22 protein-coding genes and 1 riboswitch are annotated in these 18,535 nt (G+C 72.1%); of the genes, 19 read left to right on the plus strand and 3 right to left on the minus strand.

Annotation, left to right across the window (positions count from 1 at the left end; translation table 11 throughout):
- The first annotated feature begins 37 nt into the window (after nt 1-37).
- The 7 genes from H4N58_RS09120 (at nt 38) to H4N58_RS09150 (ending at nt 6,456) form a co-directional block, all read left to right on the plus strand.
- Entirely contained in the window at nt 38-403 is a 366-nt protein-coding gene (locus H4N58_RS09120; protein ID WP_167009029.1) for a hypothetical protein, read from the plus strand.
- A 201-nt stretch (nt 404-604) separates the two neighbouring features.
- Entirely contained in the window at nt 605-925 is a 321-nt protein-coding gene (mihF, locus tag H4N58_RS09125; protein ID WP_167009032.1) for an integration host factor, actinobacterial type, read from the plus strand.
- The gene (gmk, locus tag H4N58_RS09130; protein WP_167009035.1) at nt 918-1,541 is read left to right on the plus strand and encodes a guanylate kinase; all 624 of its coding nucleotides are present in this window, start codon (nt 918-920) and stop codon (nt 1,539-1,541) included. The genes mihF and gmk overlap by 8 nt, the downstream gene beginning before the upstream one ends.
- A gap of 9 nt (nt 1,542-1,550) precedes the next feature.
- Nucleotides 1,551-1,829 carry a DNA-directed RNA polymerase subunit omega gene (gene rpoZ / locus H4N58_RS09135; RefSeq protein WP_167009038.1) on the plus strand — a complete coding sequence of 93 codons (279 nt, stop codon included), beginning with the start codon at nt 1,551-1,553 and terminating at the stop codon, nt 1,827-1,829.
- Between the two features lie 42 nt (nt 1,830-1,871).
- Nucleotides 1,872-3,092, plus strand: a complete 1,221-nt coding sequence (gene coaBC / locus H4N58_RS09140) for a bifunctional phosphopantothenoylcysteine decarboxylase/phosphopantothenate--cysteine ligase CoaBC (protein ID WP_167251785.1) — start codon at nt 1,872-1,874, stop codon at nt 3,090-3,092.
- 64 nt (nt 3,093-3,156) lie between these two features.
- Nucleotides 3,157-4,350, plus strand: a complete 1,194-nt coding sequence (gene metK, locus H4N58_RS09145; RefSeq protein ID WP_167251784.1) for a methionine adenosyltransferase — start codon at nt 3,157-3,159, stop codon at nt 4,348-4,350.
- Between the two features lie 81 nt (nt 4,351-4,431).
- Complete coding sequence (locus tag H4N58_RS09150; protein ID WP_243843141.1) at nt 4,432-6,456, plus strand: primosomal protein N'; 2,025 nt, start codon at nt 4,432-4,434, stop codon at nt 6,454-6,456.
- 6 nt (nt 6,457-6,462) lie between these two features.
- Here H4N58_RS09150 and H4N58_RS09155 read toward each other — a convergent pair whose 3' ends face one another.
- Entirely contained in the window at nt 6,463-7,515 is a 1,053-nt protein-coding gene (locus H4N58_RS09155) for a S66 peptidase family protein (RefSeq protein WP_167009046.1), read from the minus strand.
- A gap of 72 nt (nt 7,516-7,587) precedes the next feature.
- On the opposite strand from H4N58_RS09155, the gene fmt reads away from it, so the two are divergent.
- Nucleotides 7,588-8,514 carry a methionyl-tRNA formyltransferase gene (fmt, locus tag H4N58_RS09160; protein ID WP_167009049.1) on the plus strand — a complete coding sequence of 309 codons (927 nt, stop codon included), beginning with the start codon at nt 7,588-7,590 and terminating at the stop codon, nt 8,512-8,514.
- Nucleotides 8,498-9,892 (plus strand): RsmB/NOP family class I SAM-dependent RNA methyltransferase, encoded by a 1,395-nt coding sequence (locus tag H4N58_RS09165; RefSeq protein WP_370465462.1) that lies wholly within the window; start codon nt 8,498-8,500, stop codon nt 9,890-9,892. The genes fmt and H4N58_RS09165 overlap by 17 nt, the downstream gene beginning before the upstream one ends.
- A 76-nt stretch (nt 9,893-9,968) precedes the next feature.
- Here the strand turns inward: H4N58_RS09165 and H4N58_RS09170 are convergent, their stop codons facing one another.
- Entirely contained in the window at nt 9,969-10,703 is a 735-nt protein-coding gene (locus H4N58_RS09170) for an SDR family NAD(P)-dependent oxidoreductase (RefSeq protein ID WP_167009053.1), read from the minus strand.
- Between the two features lie 38 nt (nt 10,704-10,741).
- Between H4N58_RS09170 and rpe the strand changes: the two genes are divergently transcribed.
- The 9 genes from rpe to H4N58_RS09215 all read left to right on the plus strand — a co-directional run bounded on the left by rpe (nt 10,742) and on the right by H4N58_RS09215 (nt 17,509).
- Complete coding sequence (rpe, locus tag H4N58_RS09175; RefSeq protein ID WP_167251782.1) at nt 10,742-11,413, plus strand: ribulose-phosphate 3-epimerase; 672 nt, start codon at nt 10,742-10,744, stop codon at nt 11,411-11,413.
- Nucleotides 11,414-11,495: 82 nt separating this feature from the next.
- Nucleotides 11,496-11,626: riboswitch (FMN riboswitch) on the plus strand.
- Between the two features lie 122 nt (nt 11,627-11,748).
- Nucleotides 11,749-12,753, plus strand: coding sequence for a bifunctional diaminohydroxyphosphoribosylaminopyrimidine deaminase/5-amino-6-(5-phosphoribosylamino)uracil reductase RibD (gene ribD, locus H4N58_RS09180; protein ID WP_167009389.1), 1,005 nt, complete (start codon nt 11,749-11,751; stop codon nt 12,751-12,753).
- Nucleotides 12,753-13,361 carry a riboflavin synthase gene (locus H4N58_RS09185; protein ID WP_167009059.1) on the plus strand — a complete coding sequence of 203 codons (609 nt, stop codon included), beginning with the start codon at nt 12,753-12,755 and terminating at the stop codon, nt 13,359-13,361. Before ribD ends, H4N58_RS09185 begins: the two co-directional genes overlap by 1 nt.
- Entirely contained in the window at nt 13,358-14,056 is a 699-nt protein-coding gene (gene pnuC, locus H4N58_RS09190; RefSeq protein WP_167009062.1) for a nicotinamide riboside transporter PnuC, read from the plus strand. Before H4N58_RS09185 ends, pnuC begins: the two co-directional genes overlap by 4 nt.
- A complete protein-coding gene (locus H4N58_RS09195; RefSeq protein WP_167009066.1) occupies nt 14,053-15,345 on the plus strand; it encodes a bifunctional 3,4-dihydroxy-2-butanone-4-phosphate synthase/GTP cyclohydrolase II in 1,293 nt (430 codons plus the stop codon). Before pnuC ends, H4N58_RS09195 begins: the two co-directional genes overlap by 4 nt.
- Nucleotides 15,346-15,358: 13 nt before the next feature.
- Nucleotides 15,359-15,832 (plus strand): 6,7-dimethyl-8-ribityllumazine synthase, encoded by a 474-nt coding sequence (gene ribH, locus H4N58_RS09200; protein ID WP_167251781.1) that lies wholly within the window; start codon nt 15,359-15,361, stop codon nt 15,830-15,832.
- 6 nt (nt 15,833-15,838) lie between these two features.
- Nucleotides 15,839-16,102 (plus strand): phosphoribosyl-ATP diphosphatase, encoded by a 264-nt coding sequence (locus H4N58_RS09205; protein WP_167009082.1) that lies wholly within the window; start codon nt 15,839-15,841, stop codon nt 16,100-16,102.
- A 103-nt stretch (nt 16,103-16,205) separates the two neighbouring features.
- Complete coding sequence (gene hisG / locus H4N58_RS09210) at nt 16,206-17,051, plus strand: ATP phosphoribosyltransferase (RefSeq protein WP_167009085.1); 846 nt, start codon at nt 16,206-16,208, stop codon at nt 17,049-17,051.
- Entirely contained in the window at nt 17,048-17,509 is a 462-nt protein-coding gene (locus H4N58_RS09215; protein WP_167251780.1) for a PH domain-containing protein, read from the plus strand. Before hisG ends, H4N58_RS09215 begins: the two co-directional genes overlap by 4 nt.
- 4 nt (nt 17,510-17,513) lie before the next feature.
- On the opposite strand, the gene H4N58_RS09220 is transcribed toward H4N58_RS09215, so the two are convergent.
- Nucleotides 17,514-17,978, minus strand: coding sequence for a hypothetical protein (locus H4N58_RS09220; RefSeq protein WP_167251779.1), 465 nt, complete (start codon nt 17,976-17,978; stop codon nt 17,514-17,516).
- A 75-nt stretch (nt 17,979-18,053) separates the two neighbouring features.
- Here H4N58_RS09220 and H4N58_RS09225 point away from each other — a divergent pair, with 75 nt between their 5' ends.
- Nucleotides 18,054-18,527, plus strand: coding sequence for an SseB family protein (locus H4N58_RS09225; protein ID WP_167251778.1), 474 nt, complete (start codon nt 18,054-18,056; stop codon nt 18,525-18,527).
- Nucleotides 18,528-18,535 lie beyond the last annotated feature (8 nt).

Below are 18,535 nucleotides of genomic sequence, written 5' to 3' on the forward strand. Positions count from 1 at the left end.
GGGTCGCCGTCTGCGGCCCGACGACAAGGAGCACCTCATGCGCCGACTCACGTTCGCCTTCGCGAGCGCCACGCTCGCCCTGGCCGCCCTGACCGGATGCGGCGGTGGTGGTGGTGGCAGCGACACCGACACCTATTGTGACGAGGTCGAGACCGCCGGCAAGAAGCTGGGCGACACCGCCTCCGCCGAGGATCTCGACGAGGTCATGAGCAACCTCAAGAAGGTGCGCGACGCGGCGCCGGACTCCGTCAAGGAGAACTGGGCAACCCTCGTCGAAGCCTACGAGTCGGCTCAGAAGGGCGACGTCGCAGACCTCGACCAGGACGCCCTCCAGAAGGCCGGCGAGGCCATCGACAAGCAGGTCAAGGCCGACTGTGACCTCGATCTCGACAACCTTTCCTGACCCAGATCCGCGTCGAGTCGGCCCCACCTGCATGCGGGTGGGGCCGTCCGCGTTCCCAGGGCAGGGCCGCGCGGTCGGACGCGGACCGCGCCCCTTAGGCTGGCCCGCGGCCCGTGCAGCGTGGGCGGCTTCCTGTTGCCGCTGCGCGGATGCCCTCGCTAAGTTCACTCCATCGAACCAACCCCTACGAGGTGACCCACGTTGGCTCTTCCTCCGCTCACCCCTGAGCAGCGCCAGGCGGCGCTGGAGAAGGCGGCGGCCGCGCGCCGAGAGCGCGCCGAGATCAAGAACCGTCTCAAGCACTCAGGTGCCTCCCTTGCCGATGTCCTGGAGGAGGGCCAGACCAATGAGGTCGTCGGCAAGATGAAGGTCTACGACCTCCTTCAGTCGATGCCGGGACTCGGCAAGGTCCGTGCCCGCCAGCTGATGGAGCGCATCGGGATCGCTGAGTCCCGCCGCGTGCGCGGCCTGGGCGTCAAGCAGATCGCGGCGCTGGAGCACGAGTTCGCCAACCGTGGCTGACGCGACGACGACCAGGGCCGCCGGCAACCGCCGGCGGCTGGTCGTCCTCGCCGGCCCCACGGCCGTCGGCAAGGGCACCGTCGCCGCGTGCGTGCGCGAGGAGCACCCCGAGATCTGGATCTCCGTCTCGGCGACCACCCGGGCGCCGCGCCCGGGCGAGATCGACGGCGTCCACTACCACTTCGTGTCGCCGGAGGAGTTCGACCGGCTCGTCGACGAAGGCCAGATGCTCGAGTGGGCTGTCGTCCACGGCAGCAACAGGTACGGCACGCCGCGCTGGCCGGTCGAGGAGCGGCTCGCCGCCGGTTCGCCCGCCCTGCTCGAGATCGACCTCCAGGGCGCGCGTCAGGTGCGTGAGGCGATGCCCGAGGCGCTCTTCGTGTTCCTCAAGCCGCCGTCGTGGGACGAGCTCGTCAGCCGTCTGGTCGGCCGCGGCACGGAGGACGAGGCCGAGCGTGAGCGCCGCCTGGCCACCGCTCGCGTCGAGCTCGCGGCGGAGGACGAGTTCGACGTGACGATCGTGAACGCCGACGTCGGCCAGGCCTGTGCCGAGTTGGTAGCATTGATCGAGAATCCGCCCGACTCCGTTCGGGCATCATCCACGACTTCTCTGTGAGGCCACCACGTGTCCGGCACCCAGGCTGCCCCCGAAGGCATCACCTTCCCCCCGATCGACGACCTGCTGACCAAGGTCGACTCCAAGTACGAGCTGGTGCTCGTCAGCGCCAAGCGCGCCCGCCAGATCAACGCCTACTACTCCCAGCTGGGCGAGGGTCTCCTGGAGTACGTCGGCCCGCTCCTCGACACCCACGTCCAGGAGAAGCCGCTCTCGATCTCCCTGCGCGAGATCAACGAAGGCCTGCTGAAGACCGAGGCCGTGGAGCCCGACGCCGAGCAGGAGTGAGTCCCCGTCACCGGGGGCACGGACCACAGTGAGCGCGGTCAGATGAGCACTATCGTGCTGGGAGTCGGCGGGGGGATCGCGGCCTACAAGGCGGCAGAGGTCCTCCGCCGTTTCAGCGAGTCCGGCCACAGCGTTACGGTCGTGCCGACCGCGGCGGCGCTCAAGTTCGTGGGAGCGCCGACGTGGGAGGCCCTCTCGGGCCGCCCGGTGAGCACGGACGTCTTCGAGTCCGTCCCCGAGGTTCCGCACGTGGCGATCGGCCAGTCGGCCGACCTGGTGGTGGTCGCTCCGGCGACCGCCAACCTCCTTGCGAAGGCCGCCCACGGTCTGGCCGACGACCTCCTGACCAACACGTTGCTCACCGCGCGCTGCCCCGTGGTCATGGCACCGGCCATGCACACCGAGATGTGGGAGCACCCCGCCACGCAGGCCAACGTCGCCACGTTGCGCGCGCGAGGCGTGGTCGTGCTCGAGCCCGCCGTCGGTCGTCTGACCGGCAAGGACACGGGCAAGGGTCGACTCCCTGACCCCGCCGACATCGTCGACGCCGCCCTGGCGGTGCTCGCGCGGGGCGCTCACGGCGGCAGCGACCTCATTGACGTCCGCCTCCTGGTGAGTGCGGGCGGCACCCGTGAATACCTGGACCCCGTCCGCTTCCTCGGCAACCGCTCGTCCGGCCGGCAAGGGGTCGCGCTCGCGCAGGCCGCCGCCAGCCGAGGGGCAAAGGTCACCCTCATCGCCGCCAACGTCTCGATCCCCGTTCCCACCGGGATCGACGTGGTCCGCGTCGAGACGACCGCGGAGCTGCACGACGCGATGCTGGAGCGCTCGGCTGCGGCCGACGTCGTCGTGATGGCTGCTGCTCCGGCGGACTTCCGGCCCGAGAGTTTTGCTCGGACGAAGATCAAGAAGAACGACGCGGGCACGGTCCCTGACCTCACGCTCGTCCAGAACCCGGACATCCTTCGGGACCTCGTGGAGCGCCGCGGCGACGCCGCCACCCCGCTGATCGTGGGGTTCGCGGCCGAGACCGGTGACTCCGACGCGTCGGTCCTCGACCACGCCCGAGCCAAGCTGGCCCGCAAGGGCACCGACTTTCTCGTGGTCAACGACGTCAGTGGGGGCAAGGCCTTCGAGCGCGCCGACAACGAGGTCGTGATCCTCGGGAGCGACGGCAGCGCCACCGAGATCCCGTACGGGCCCAAGATCGCGGTCGCGCACGCCATCTGTGACACGATCGCCCATCGACTGGACAACGGCTGATCCGCGCTTCTGGTGCGGTATAGGCTGGATCGACTGCCCCCACCGGCTGCTGAAAGGACACCCTGTGAGCCGCCTGTTCACCTCCGAGTCCGTGACCGAAGGTCACCCGGACAAGATCGCCGACCAGATCAGCGACAGCGTGCTCGACGCCCTGCTCGCACAGGACCCTCAGTCGCGTGTCGCCTGCGAGACCTTCGTGACCACCGGTCTCGTTCTCGTCGGTGGCGAGGTGACCACCCAGGCCTATGCCGACATCGCCCGGATCGCCCGTGACCGCATCCTCGAGATCGGCTACGACTCTTCGACCAAGGGCTTCGACGGCGCGTCCTGCGGCGTCCAGGTGACGATCGGCCAGCAGTCTCCCGACATCGCGCAGGGCGTCGACCAGGCGTACGAGGAGCGTGCCGAGGGCTCGGCCGACCCGCTCGACAACCAGGGTGCCGGCGACCAGGGCCTGATGTTCGGCTTCGCGAGCGACGAGACGCCCGAGCTGATGCCGCTGCCGATCACGATCGCCCACCGGCTCGCCGAGCGCCTGACCGCTGTGCGCAAGGACGGCACGGTGCCCTACCTCCGTCCTGACGGCAAGACCCAGGTCACCATCGAGTACGACGACGACAACGTCCCCGTGCGTGTCGATACCGTCGTCGTCTCGACGCAGCACGCGGCCGACATCGACCTCGAGGCCATGCTTGCGCCCGACGTCAAGAAGCACGTCGTCGACGCGGTGCTCGACGGCTTCTCGATCGACCACTCCGACTACCGTCTGCTGGTCAACCCGACCGGCCGGTTCGAGATCGGTGGCCCGATGGGCGACGCCGGGCTCACCGGACGCAAGATCATCGTCGACACCTACGGCGGTTACGCCCGGCACGGCGGCGGTGCGTTCTCCGGCAAGGATCCGAGCAAGGTCGACCGCTCCGCCGCGTACGCGATGCGTTGGGTCGCCAAGAACATCGTCGCGGCCGGTCTCGCCCGCAAGGTCGAGGTGCAGGTCGCGTACGCCATCGGCAAGGCACACCCGGTCGGCTTCTACCTCGACACCTTCGGCACCGAGACCGTTCCGGTCGAGCAGATCCGGGCGGCCGTCCTCGAGGTGTTCGATCTCCGTCCGGCCGCCATCGTCCGCGACCTCGACCTCAAGCGTCCGATCTACGCCAAGACCGCGGCGTACGGGCACTTCGGTCGTGAGCTCCCCGAGTTCACCTGGGAAGCCACCGACCGTGCCGACGCGTTGCGTGCGGCAGTTGGCGCCTGACCTGAGGAGCCACAGCCTGCGCACGACCGCCCTGGGGACGACGGCGGGCGCGTCGTCGGCCGGGCTTGGTAGAACTGCTTGGTGACCGACGAACGACATGACGCACAGCCGGCGCTGGTGGGGGAGCCTCCCCGACCAGCGCCTGCTGCGTCTGCAGGCAGGTTCGCCGGCGCGGCCGACGAGCTCCCGGTTGCGCGGGTCGCGGCCGACGTGAGCCTGGCCCACCTCGACCGGCCCTTCGACTACCTGGTGCCCGCGGCGATGGACGCGGAGGTCGTCCCCGGCTGCCGGGTCTCCGTGCGGTTCGCCGGCGTGGCGGTCACGGGGTTCGTGCTCGAGCGCGTCGCGACGACCGAGCACCAGGGCAAGCTCGCGAGGCTCTCGCGGGTGATGTCGTCAGAGGTGGTGCTGCGCCCCGACGTCGCAAGGCTGTGCCGTGCCGTCGCCGACCGCTATGCAGGGGTCTTCGCTGACGTCGCTCGCCTCGCGGTGCCCCCGCGGCACGCCCGTACCGAGAAACGGTCCTCCGCCGCCCCCGTCGCCGACCCGCTGGGCGCGCCGGCCGATGAGGCGTGGGCGCCGTACGACGGTGGCCGCGAGCTCGTCGCGGCGCTCTCCCGTGGCGGGTCTCCGCGCGCGGTCTGGAACGCGGTCCCGGGTGGCTCTCCCGAGCGGGCTCTCGCTCAGGCGGCCGACGCGACTCTGCGGTCGGGTCGCGGGGTCGTCGTGTGCCTGCCGGACGTCGCTGACGTCGAGCGCGCCGACGCGGCCTTCACCGAGGTGCTCGGAGCCGGTCGTCACGTCGTCCTCACCGCCGACCTCGGGCCGTCGGCGCGCTACGCGGCGTTCCTGGCGCTGGCCCGCGGGCACGTCCGCGCGGTGATCGGCACGCGCGCGGCGGCATTCGCGCCCGTGCACGACCTCGGGCTGGTGGCGATCTGGGACGACGGCGACGACCTCTTCGCCGAGCCCCGCGCGCCGTACCCGCACGCGCGCGAGGTGCTGCTCATGCGCGCGTGGGACACCGGCTGCGGCGTGCTCGTCGGTGGCTACGCGCGTACGGCGGAGGCCGAGCAGCTCGTGACCTCGGGGTGGTGCACCGCCGTCACGGCCACGATGGCCGACCGGCGTGACAGCTGGGCACGCCTCTCGGTCGACGAGGGCACGGGCGCCTCTGCGGGGTCACGGCTGCCAGCATCGGCGTTCCGGGCGGTGCGGGCCGCGTTGGCCACGGGGCCGGTGCTCGTCCAAGTCCCGCGCACCGGCTACCGCGCGGCGCTCGCCTGCCAGGACTGCCGTACACCGGCCCGGTGCACGCACTGCTCCGGCCCGCTCGCGCAGGACCGCTCCGGCGCCGACCCGCAGTGCCGGTGGTGCGGGCGCGCCGTCGAGGAGTGGACCTGCCCGTCGTGCGGGAGCCACCGGCTCCGCGCCCCGGTGATGGGGGAGCGGCGGACCGCCGAGGAGCTCGGGCGTGCGTTCCCCGGCACCCTCGTCCGTACGTCGGCGTCGGGCTCGGTTCTGCGGACCGTGCCCGAGACACCCTCCCTCGTCGTCGCCACGCCGGGGGCCGAGCCGCACGCCGAGGGGGGCTACGCGGCTGCGGTGCTGCTCGACACGTGGGTCGCACTGTCTCGGCCCGACCTGCGGACAGACGAGGAGTCGCTCCGGCGCTGGCTCAACGCGGCGGCCCTCGTCCGCGGCCGGAGCGCCGGTGGGCAGGTCGTCGCGGTGGGTGACCCGGGCATCGCGGTGCTCCAGGCGCTGGTGCGTGCTGATCCCGCCGGTCATGCCGCCCGCGAGCTCGCCGCGAGACTCGAGGCCCGCCTGCCGCCGGCCGTACGACTCGCGACCGTCGAGGGCGAGCTCGACGCCCTGCGCACGCTCGCCGAAGGGCCGTGGCCGCAGCCCGCCCAGGTGCTCGGGCCGGTCGAGCTGCGGCCGGCGTCGGAGGACGAGGCGCAGCCGTGGGGCCGCCTCATCGTCGCCGTTCCCCGCGCAAAGGGCGCGGCGCTCGCTCGGGCGCTCCAGGTCGCGCAGGCCGCGCGCTCGGTCCACAAGCTCCGCCCGTACCGGATCTCCGTCGACCCGCAGTCGCTCGGCTGAGCCGTCCTAGTCGTACGAGGCGACGACGCGCTGCTGTGCGCCGTCGACGGTGACCTCGCCGCCGTACGGGACGATCCACTGCGGGCGGGTGTGCCCGAACGGGACACCGACGACCACGACTGCCTCGGGGTTGTACGCCGCGATCGTGCCGACGGCCACGTCCCGCTGTGCCTCTCGCAGTCGCCGGCGCTCGTCTGCCGATGGTCGGTGCTGCAGGTCCGACGTCGGGGGACGGCCCACGAGCACGGCGTCGACCGCGGCGAGGAGACCGCGCTCGCCCATCGAGCGCAGGATGCGTCCGACCTCCTGGGTCGAGGGCAGCTCTTCGGAGGTCTCGACGAGCAGGACCCCGCCGTCGAGCGCCGCCGCGGGGAACGGGAAGCGGTCGGCCGTCAGGATCCACTGCAGGATCTCCAGGCAGCCTCCCCACGTACGGCCAGTGGCCGAACGGGCGGGACCGTGCCACGTCCACGGCTCGGTCGGCTCGCGCACGCCGTACGAGGTCAGCGCGGCGGGGTCGTCCCACGGCAGGCCGGTGTCCTCGGACTCGCCGGGTTCGGTCAGCTCGAGCGACCCACCCGTCAGCAGCGCCGCGCGCAAGGACGCCGCATGGACGGGGTCGACCGCCGGGCCCGGGCCGAGGTGGACCTGGGTCGCGCCGCCGTAGAAGCCGGCGACGCCGTTCGACCACAGCCAGCTCAGCAGGTTCGTGTTGTCGCTGTAGCCGAGGAACGGCTTCGGGTCGGCCCGTACGAGGTCGGCATCGAGGTGCGGGATCACCGTGATCTGGTCGTCGCCGCCGATCGTGGCCAGCACGGCCCGGATGCCCGGGTCGGCGAACGCGGCGTTGAGGTCGGCGGCGCGTCCCTCGGGCGAGGCGTCTGCGCGCGTCGTCGGGTACTCGACGGGCTCGAGGCCCGTCAGGGCGCGCAGGCGCTCCATCGCCTGCTCGTGCACGGCGGGGAAGTGCGCGGGACCCGCCCACGAGGGGGAGACGACGGCGACGCGGTCGCCAGGACGTGCCTTCGGCGGGCTGACGGGGCGCGGTGTGGTGTCCATACCCCACCCCACCATCTGCGGGCAGGGGTGAGCGACCCGATTCCGCGTGACCGTGCCCCCTAGGCTGGGTGCGTGAGACTCGTGTTCGCCGGCACCCCCGAGGTCGCCCTGCCCTCCCTCGACGCGCTCGTCGCCAGTGACCACGAGGTCGTGGCCGTCGTGACGCGCCCCGACGCCCGTGCCGGCCGGGGACGGACCCTGCGTCCGTCACCGGTCGCCGAACGCGCGCTCGACCTCGGCATCGAGGTGCTGCGACCGCCGAAGCCGAGCGACCCCGACTTCGTCGCGCGCCTGCGTGAGATCGCCCCTGACTGTGCCCCGGTCGTCGCGTACGGGGGGTTGGTCCCCGCCGACGTGCTGGCCATCCCACGGCTCGGGTGGATCAACCTGCACTTCTCCGTGCTGCCGGCGTGGCGCGGCGCTGCTCCCGTGCAGCACGCGTTGATCGCCGGCGACGAGGTCACGGGCGCGTCGGTGTTCTCGTTGGTGCCCGAGCTCGATGCCGGGCCCGTGTACGGGCTGTTCACCGAGCGCATCCGACCCGAGGACACCGCAGGCACGCTGCTGACCCGGCTCGCCGACCTTGGAGCGGGCCTCCTCACCGACGTCGTCGACCACCTGGCGCTCGGCGACATCGAGGCTCGCCCGCAGCCGGAGGAGGGCCTCTCGTACGCGCCGAAGCTCACCACCGACGACGCGCGGATCGACTGGACCGTGCCCGCGTTCGGCGTCGACCGCCGTATCCGCGGGTGCACCCCTGCCCCTGGCGCCTGGACGACGTACGAGGGCGAGCGCCTGAAGGTCGGCCCGCTCTCGGTCGCCGAGGGCCCTTCGACGCTGGCGCCCGGTGAGCTCGCGGTGACCAAGTCTGAGGTGCGTGTCGGGACGGGGACGTCGGACGTGATCCTCGGCGACGTCCAGCCGCACGGCAAGAAGGCAATGGACGCGGCCGCTTGGGCGCGTGGCGTCCGCCCGGAGGCGGGTGTGCGTCTTGGCTGACCGCCGCTCGCGCCCGGACCGCCCGCAGCTGCGGCAGCGCGTCGACCCCACCCGCAAGGTCGCGTGGGAGGTGATGCGCGCGGTCGAGGAGCAGGATGCCTACGTCAACCTGCTCCTTCCCGCGCTGCTGCGGGAGAACGGCATCGCCGGCCGCGACGCCGCCTTCACCACCGAGCTCACCCACGGGACGATCCGCCGGTCGCGCACGTACGACGCGGTGCTCGACACTCTCGCACCGAAGGGCATCGACGCGCCCGTACGCGATGTCCTCCGCCTCGGCACGCACCAGATCCTCGCGATGCGGGTGCCGAGTCACGCGGCGGTCTCGACCAGCGTCGACCTGACGCGTGCCGTGATCGGGCACCGTCCGGCGTCGTTCGTCAACGCGGTGCTCCGCAAGGTCGCGGCCTCCGACCTCCCGACCTGGCTCGAGCGGGTGGCGCCGTCGTACGAGGACGACCCCGTCGGGCATCTCGCCGTCGTCCACGCGCATCCGCGGTGGATCGTGGAGGCGTTGCGCGACGCGCTCGGCGCACCGGCAGCCGAGGGCGAGCTGGCCGCACTCCTGGAGGCCGACAACGCGGCACCGCAGGTCACGCTGGTCGCCCGGCCGGGACTAGCCGACGCCGACGACCTCGCAGGCCTGTCGGGATCGCCGGGGGAGTGGTCGCCGTACGCGTTCCGCCTCGAGGGCGGTGACCCCGGTGCGATCGAAGGTGTCCGTGAGGGACGGATCGGCGTGCAGGACGAGGGGTCGCAGCTGGTCGCGATCGCTGCCGCTGCGGTGCCGGTCGCCGGGCCGGACGCGCGATGGCTCGACCTGTGCGCGGGGCCTGGCGGCAAGGCGGCGTTGCTTGGTGCGCTGGGCGCCGCCCGTGGTGCGGAGCTGGTCGCCAACGAGGTCACCCCGCACCGCGCCGAGCTCGTCCGCTCGGCCGTGCGGCTGCTCGACAACACCGAGGTCGTCGTCCACGACGGGCGGACGCTGGAAGCGGACGCGCCGTACGACCGGGTCGTCGTGGACGCGCCGTGCACGGGGCTCGGCGCGCTGCGTCGCCGCCCCGAGGCGCGGTGGCGGCGCCAGCCCTCGGACCTCGTGGGTCTCGTGCCGCTCCAACGGGACCTGCTGGCGCATGCGCTGGATCTGGTCCGTGTGGGCGGCGTGGTCACGTACGCGACGTGCTCGCCGCACCTCGCCGAGACGCGTGGCGTGGTCGAGGCGGTGCTCGGGGCGCGCGACGACGTCGAGCTGGTCGACGTGACCTCCGTGCTTCCGGAGGTGCCGTACCTCGACCGCTCCACCCCGTACGTGCAGCTCTGGCCGCACCTGCACGGGACTGACGCGATGTTCGTCGCAGCCCTGCGCCGCACCGCCTGACGCCCGCGAGTGACCTGCCTTGCGTCGGTGACCTGGCGTCCACCTCAGGGCGTGCGGTGGACGCCGCGGCACCGACTCAGATCACGTGGCCGCCATTGACGGTGATCTGCTGCCCGGTGACGAAGGCGCCGGCGTCGGAGCACAGGTAGGCCACCATGCCGGCGACGTCCTGCGGCGTTCCCATCCGCCTGAGCGGGACCTCGGCGGCGTAGTCCGCCGTGTCGAGGCCGGCATGGCGCTCGACCGGGATCCAGCCCGGCTGGACGAGGTTGACGGTGACGCCGTCGGGCCCGAGCTCCTTCGCCCACACCTTTGTGAGTCCGACCTGGGCATACTTCGCCGCGACGTACGCCGACGCCCGGGGCAGCGCCCGCGCGGTCATGTCGGACCCGATCAGGACGACCCGCCCGCCACCCGCGGCGCGCATGCTCGGGAGGGCTGCCTGGACGAGCAGCGTGGGGCTCTTGACGAAGAACTCGAGCTGGTCGAGGTGCCCTCTCCAGGTGAGCTCCCCGACACCGGCCGAGGGCTGCGGGCCGGTCGCGTTCGCGACGACGGCGGTCACCGGACCGAGCGCGTCCTCGACGCTGCGGAACAGGTCGGCAACCCCGTCCTCGTCGACGACGTCGGCGGCGAACGCCTCGGCAGTGCCGCTGGATGCGCGAATGTCCGCGACGACCGCCTCGGCGGCGTCTCGACCCTGGCGGTAGTTGACTGCCACAGCCCATCCGTCGGCCGCGAGCCGCAGGGCGATGGCGGCGCCGAGGCCGCGGGAGGCCCCGGTCACGACGGCGACGCCTCGGGGACTCACGCGTCCACCCTAGGACGGCGGCGGTTAGCCTGGGCGGCATGGGCCTGCGCATCTCCCCGAGCATCCTGTCCGCGGACTTCGCCAACCTCGAGCGTGCAGTGAAGCGCATCGACAACGCCGACTGGCTGCACGTCGACGTGATGGACAACCACTTCGTCCCCAACCTCACGCTCGGGCTGCCCGTGCTCGAGGCGATCGGCAAGGTCACCGACACCCCCATCGACGCGCACCTGATGATCGAGGACCCGGACCGGTGGGCCCCGTCGTACGCCGAGGCCGGCGCGCGCAGCGTGACGTTCCACATCGAGGCCGCAGGTGCTCCCGTTCGACTCGCCCGCGAGCTGCGGACGCTCGGCGCCCGCGCGTCGATGGCGCTCAAGCCGGCGACGCCGATCGAGCCGTACGAGGACCTCCTCCCTGAGCTCGACATGGTGCTGCTGATGACGGTGGAGCCGGGGTTCGGTGGCCAGTCGTTCCTCGACATCATGCTTCCCAAGATCCGGCGGACCCGCGCGATGCTCGACAAGCACGGCGGCGACATCTGGCTGCAGGTCGACGGAGGCGTCTCGGCCGCCACGATCGAGCGCTGCGCCGAGGCCGGTGCGGACACCTTCGTGGCCGGATCTGCGGTCTTCGGCGCCGACGACCCCGCAGCAATGGTGGACCAGCTCCGCGAGCAGGCCGCGAGCGCGACCCACCGCCACGCCTGAGCCAGGAGAGTGGCGTACGTCTCACCGTTCGTCAGGGTGATGCGGGCTCCGGTGCCCCTCTCGTACACTGGGACGGAGAGCATTGCGTGCTCCGGGGTCGGTGCAATTCCGAGCCGGCGGTGACAGTCCGCGACCCAGAAGCCTTCGGGTGACTGGTTGACCTGGTGGAACTCCGGGACCGACGGTGAAAGTCCGGATGGGAGGATCGCGCAAACCCTCGTGTCGTCGGGCCTTCACGGGTCCGGACGGGACGAGGTGTCCTTCTCGTTGCCCCGGAGCCCACGTCATCACGACGAGAGGGCGGAACGGTGGCCGATCACCACGAGCAGGCGGCGATGCGCCGGGCGCTCGATGCTGCCCGCGAGGCGACCGAGAACGCCCTTCCGAACCCGCGCGTCGGCTGCGTCCTCCTCGCGCCGGACGGCTCCGTCCTTGCGGTCGGCGCCCACCGTGGCGCCGGCACGCCGCACGCGGAGGTCGACGCACTGAGCCGTGCGGGCGACGCCGCACGTGGCGCGACCGCCGTCGTCACCCTGGAGCCGTGCCACCACACCGGCCGTACGGGGCCGTGCTCGGAGGCGCTGATCCTCGCCGGCGTCGCCCGTGTCGTCTATGCGCAGGACGATCCCAACCCCGCCGCGGCCGGAGGCGCCGACCGTCTGCGCTCCGCCGGCATCGAGGTCGAGTCCGGGCTCCTCGCCACTGAGGCCGAGGCGCTCAACGTCGCGTGGACCCATGCCGTACGGACGGGACGCCCGTACGTCACCTGGAAGCTGGCGGCCACGCTCGACGGGCGCAGCGCCGCCGCCGACGGCACCAGCCAGTGGATCACCGGCCCCGACGCCCGCCTCGACGTCCAGCGCCTGCGGGCGAGGTGCGACGCGATCCTCGTCGGCACCGGCACCGTGACCGCTGACGATCCGCGGCTGACGCTGCGCGACGACGAGGACGCCCCGCTGCCGTACGAGCGCCAGCTGACGCGTGTCGCGATGGGGGAGCGGGAGGTGCCCGAGGACGCGCGCGTCCGTGATGCCGAGGCGCCGTTCCTGCACCTGGCCACGCGCGACGTCGACGCGGCGCTCGCCACCCTGGCCGCGCGCGAGATCCGTCACGTGTGGCTCGAGGGCGGCCCGCGGCTGGCGGGCGCGTTCCTGGGCGCCGACCGGATCGACGAGGTCGTCGCCTACGTGGCGCCGGCCCTGCTCGGCGCCGGCACTCCCGCACTGAACGGCTCCGGCATCGAGACGATCGCCGACACCGTCCGTCTCGACCTCACCGACGTCACGCAGCTCGGACCCGACCTGCGGATGACCGCCCTCGTACGAAAGGAAGGCGCCTGATGTTCACCGGAATCGTCGAGGAGCTCGGCGAGATCGCCGCCATCGAGGAGCAGGCCGACGCGATCAGGCTGACCGTACGAGGCCCGTTGGTGGTCTCCGATGCCGCGCACGGCGACTCGATCGCCGTCAACGGCTGCTGCCTCACCGTCACCGAGAGCGACGGGGACGCCTTCACCGTCGACGTGATGCGCGAGTCGCTCGACAAGACCTCGCTCGGCACCCTCCGCGTCGGCGACCCGGTCAACCTCGAGCGGGCGATGCCGGCGACCGGGCGCTTCGGCGGCCACATCGTCCAGGGGCACGTCGACGCCACCGGCACCATCCGGTCGCGGACGCCGAGCGAGCACTGGGAGGTCGTGGAGATCGGCTTCCCGGCCATGCTCGGCCGCTACCTCGTCCCCAAGGGCTCGATCACCGTCGACGGCACGTCACTGACGGTCGTCGACGTCGGCGACGATGCGTTCACCGTGTCGCTGATCCCGACCACCCTCGCAGCGACGACGCTCGGCACCAAGCAGCCCGGCGACCCGGTCAACCTCGAGGTCGACGTGCTCGCGAAGTACGTCGAGAAGATGCTCGCGAGCGACGGACCAGGCGAGGCGCGATGAGTCTCCTCACCACGCTGTACGACGCGCACCTCACGATCGGCGGCCACCCGATCGCGTGGCGCGAGATCATCGGCAACCTCTTCGGGCTCGCCTCGGCCGTCGGCGGGATGCGGCGCCGCGTGTGGGCATGGCCGGTCGGGATCGTCGGCAACGTCCTGCTCTTCACCGTCTTCCTCGGCACCGCGCTCGGCGGGCACGGCGCCCCGCTGTTCGGGCAGGCGGCGCGGCAGGTCTTCTTCGTGGCGGTCGCCGTGTACGGCTGGTACCGCTGGCGCCAGACCCGTACGGGCGAGGGCGCCCCGGCGATCGTCCCGCGATGGGCGACCGGGCGCGAGCGCCTCGTGCTGCTGAGCGCGGCCGCGATCGCGATCGTCTTCTGCACGTGGCTGTTCACCCAGGTCGGCGCGGGCTGGCCGGCCCCCCGCTGGTACTACCTGGCAGATGCCTGGATCTTCGTCGGCTCCATCCTCGCGACCTTCGCGATGGCGCGCGGGTGGGTCGACTTCTGGCTCGTGTGGATCGCCGTCGACCTCGTCGGCATCCCCGAGCTCCTGTACTTCGAGTACTACCCGTCGGCGGTGCTGTACGCGGTCTACGCGGGCTTCGTCGTCTGGGGCCTGGTGGTGTGGCTGCGTGCCGCGCGCGACGAGGCTCCGCAGGTGGATCAACCGACGAGCAAGGCGGTGGGCGCATGAACGCGACGACAGAGGCGTACGAGGAGCTGGACGCGGTCCGGCTCGATCCGGTGGAGCGTGCGATCGACGACATCCGCGCGGGCAAGGCGGTGGTCGTGGTCGACGACCCCGGCCGTGAGAACGAGGGCGACCTGATCTTCGCCGCGAGCAAGGCGACGCCGGCCCTGATGGGGCTCATGGTCCGCTACTCCAGCGGGTACGTGTGTGCGCCGGTGACGGGGGAGATCCTCGACCGGCTCGGCATCGCGCTCATGACGCCGCACAACCGAGACCGGCTCAAGACGGCGTACACGATCTCCGTCGACGCCCGTGACGGCGTGACGACGGGCATCTCCGCCGCCGACCGCGCCAAGACCGTACGGGTCCTGGCAGACTCGGCGACCGAGCCGTTCGAGCTCATCCAGCCCGGCCACATCCTGCCGCTGCGCGCGAAGCCCGGCGGCGTGCTGGCCCGGCCCGGCCACACCGAGGCCGCGGTCGACCTGACACGCCTGGCGGGCCTGACCCCGGCGGGAGTGATCGGTGAGCTGATCAACGACGACGGCAGCCTGATGCGGGCGCCGCGCCTGCGTGAGTTCGCCGACGAGCACGGTCTCGCGATGATCTCGATCGAGGACCTCATCACCTACCGCCGCCGCCACGAGACGCAGATGGAGCGTGCGGTCGAGACGCGGCTGCCGACGGAGTTCGGCACGTTCACCGCGTACGGCTACCGCAACGTCGTCGACGACAACGAGCAGGTCGCGCTCGTGCTCGGAGACCTCGGTGACGGCTCCGACGTCCTCGTCCGCGTGCACTCCGAATGCCTCACCGGCGACGTCCTCGGCTCGCAGCGCTGCGACTGCGGCCCGCAGCTCCAGGCGTCGATGGCGGCCGTGACCGAGCACGGGTCCGGTGTCATCGTCTATCTGCGCGGCCACGAGGGGCGGGGGATCGGGCTCCTCGCCAAGCTTGCCGCGTACGGGCTGCAGGACGCCGGGCAGGACACGGTCGACGCCAACCTGGCGCTCGGCCTGCCGGTCGACGCTCGCCACTACGCCGACGGCGCCCAGATCCTGCGTGACCTCGGGGTCACGTCGGTCCGGATGCTGACCAACAACCCTGACAAGGTCGCCGCGATGGCGCAGTACGGCATCGCGGTGTCCGAGCGTGTCCCGCTCTCCATCACGCCGACCGAGGACAACCTGCGCTACCTGCAGACCAAGGCCGAGCGGATGGGGCACCACCTGCCCGACCTGGTCGCGATCGAGAACACGGTGGTCGACATGGACGAGGAGACGGCCCGATGAGGAAGGCAGCACGATGAGCGGAGCAGGATCCCCCGACCTGGCGAGCACCGACGGGAGCGGCCTGAGGGTCGCGATCGTCGCGTCGTCGTGGCACACGGTCGTGATGGACGGCCTCGTCGCCGGCGCCACGAAGGCGCTGGCCGAGATGGGCACGCCGGAACCGACGCTGGTCCGCGTACCGGGCGCGTTCGAGCTCGCGCCGGTCGTCGCGGCGTACGCGCGCGCCGGCTACGACGCTGTGATCGCCCTCGGGGTCGTCATCCGCGGTGGCACGCCTCACTTCGAGTACGTCTGCCAGGCGGCGACCGACGGGCTCGCGAAGGTCGCGCTCGACACGGGTGTCCCGGTCGGGTTCGGGCTCCTGACGTGCGACGACGAGGCGCAGGCGCTGGACCGTGCCGGGCTGGCCGACAGCCGCGAGGACAAGGGCCGGGAGGCCGCACAGGCAGCCGTCGCGACGGCGCGCGTGCTGGCCTCGGTACGCTAGGGCGCGATGAAGACCTTCGACACGCTCTTCGCCGAGCTCAGCAGCAAGGCGGCCGACCGCCCCGAGGGCTCGCGCACGGTCGCCGAGCTCGACGGCGGCGTGCACGCGATCGGCAAGAAGCTGGTCGAGGAGGCCGCGGAGTCCTGGATGGCGGCGGAGCACGAGTCGCGCGAGCGCGCGGCCGAGGAGCTCAGCCAGCTGCTCTACCACGTCCAGGTGATGATGCTGGCCAAGGGACTGACGCTGGACGACGTGTACGCGCATCTGTGACGGTCAGGCAAACGCCTCCGTCCTGCCTGCCCGTGCCTCCGCCTCCAGCCGACCGCCGGGCCACCCCGCTCGGTGGGCACCAGAACCGACCGGGAAGACCGTCATGCTGAAAGTCGCCGTACCCAACAAGGGCTCGCTCGCGGAGTCCGCTGCGCAGATGCTCGCCGAGGCGGGATACCGCCAGCGCCGCAGCACCCGCGACCTCGTCACCGTCGACGCCGACAACGACGTCGAGTTCTTCTACCTCCGCCCGCGCGACATCGCGATCTATGTGGGGGAGGGCACCCTCGACGTCGGGATCACCGGCCGTGACCTCCTGCTCGACTCCGGCGCCGCCGCCGAGGAGATGGTCTCGCTGGGGTTCGGCGCCTCGAGCTTCCACTTCGCCGCTCCGGTCGGTTCGCTGCCCGACGTCGAGGCGATCGCCGGCCGTACGGTCGCCACCTCCTACCCGGGAGTCGTCCGGGCCTGGCTGGCCGAGCGTGGCATCGACGCCAAGGTCGTCCGTCTCGACGGTGCCGTCGAGTCATCCGTACGCCTCGGCGTCGCCGACGTGATCGCCGACGTCGTCGAGACCGGGTCCACCCTGCGGCAGGCCGGCCTTGAGATCGTCGGAGGCCCGATCCTCGCCTCGGAAGCGGTGGTCATCCGGCCCGAGGACCGGCCCGCGTCGCCCGGGCTCGACGTCTTCGAGCGTCGTCTTCGTGGCGTCCTCGTGGCGCGCAGCTACGTGATGATGGACTACGACATCCGCGTCGAGCAGGTCGAGGCGGCCGTCGCGCTGACACCCGGCATCGAGTCGCCGACGGTCTCGCCCCTTCATCGCGAGGGGTGGGTCGCGGTCCGGTCGATGGTGCCGCGCGACGCCGCCCAGAAGGTCATGGACGAGCTGTGGGCCCTCGGAGCGCGCGGCACCCTCGTCACCGACATCCTGGCGTGCCGGCTGTGAGCGCGAAGGACGGCGCTCCGGTCGACGGGCGGCGGGTGTTCAAGCCCGTCGGCCCGCGGATCGTCGGGATCGTCGCAGGCGTGTGCCTGTGGGTGCTCTTCTTCGCCGTCGCGCTGACGCTCCCGGCCGAGGTCCGGGCAGGGTTCACCGGTCTGCAGACGGGCACGCTCGTGCTCTTCCTGCTGTTCGCGGATGCCGTGCTGTGGGGCATCGGGCGCAGCCGGGTGATCGCCGACGACGACGGCCTGCACGTGCGCAACGGCTACCGGACGCACCACCTCGCATGGACGGACGTGCTCGACATCGCGTACGCGCAGGGTGCGCCCTGGCCGTCAGTCGCCACCCGTGACGACCGCCGCATCATGATGCTCGGGATCCCGTCGTCGGACGGTCCGAAGGCACGCGATGCCGTCTGGTACCTCCGCGAGCGCATCGTCCGGGCCGACGGCGAGAGCTGAGCGCCTACTCGATGCCGTGACGGCGCAGGATGTCCTCGATCTCGGCGAGGTCGTCGTCCTTGCCGGCCTTCGCGGGGCGGCCCTTGGCGGCGGCCTTGCGCGACGGCCCCTGCTCGACATGGGCGGGGCCGGAGCGCGCACCGAGCCTGCCGGAGCCGGCGCCGGGCGCCTTGTCGCGCATGCGCGAGCCGATCGCGATGAGGAGGACCGCGACGACCGCGATGCCGATGCCGAGCCACACGCTCGGGCGGAAGACGAACCCGGCAGCCCAGTCCGCGACGGCCGAGCCGATCCTGACGACGAGCCGCAGCGCACCGACGAGCCACAGCGCCCACGGGACCAGCGCCCAACCGGCCCGGCGTACGGCCGCCGCCCGGTCACCTGCTCTCCACGCCCGCCAGGCGAAGAAGCCGGCACCGGCGGACAGGAGGGCGGCCCAGGGGAGCCAGGCGATCGTGTCGGTGCTCATGCCTCCAGTCTGCCCCATCACCGCACCTCCGGACCTCCGGCGAAGGGCACCACGACCACCGGTTAGCGTGGAGCCGTGGCATCCCTGGCAGAACCCGCCTTCCCCGGTGACGACGGCGCGGTCTACCCCGCGCTCGCACACGCGCTGACGGCGTACGACGGCGACCACGCGCTTGCCCCCGTCCTGGTGGCGCTGGGCAGCGCCCGTGTGCTCGTCCCCGTCGTGGCCGTACGCGGTGAGAGCGCCGTCGGCTCCGACAAGGAGGCCGACATGGCGACGGTGATGATGACCGGCGCCGACGGCCGGCAGGCGCTGCTGGCGTTCAGCGCGCTCGAGACCCTCCAGTGCTGGCGACCCGACGCGCGCCCCGTCCCGGTGTGGGCGCGCGAGGCAGCGAGCGCCGCCCTGGGTGACGGGGCGACGGCGCTGCTGCTCGACCTCGCAGGACCCGTACGCGTAGTGGTCGAGACTGACGACCTCCGTCACCTCGCGGCCGGCGACGAGCTCGTCGCTGTCGGCGGCAGCTGGGCCTGGACGACCGCGGCCTAGGTGCCCGT

It is taken from the genome of Mumia sp. ZJ1417 (assembly GCF_014127285.1).
Lineage (GTDB): Bacteria > Actinomycetota > Actinomycetes > Propionibacteriales > Nocardioidaceae > Mumia.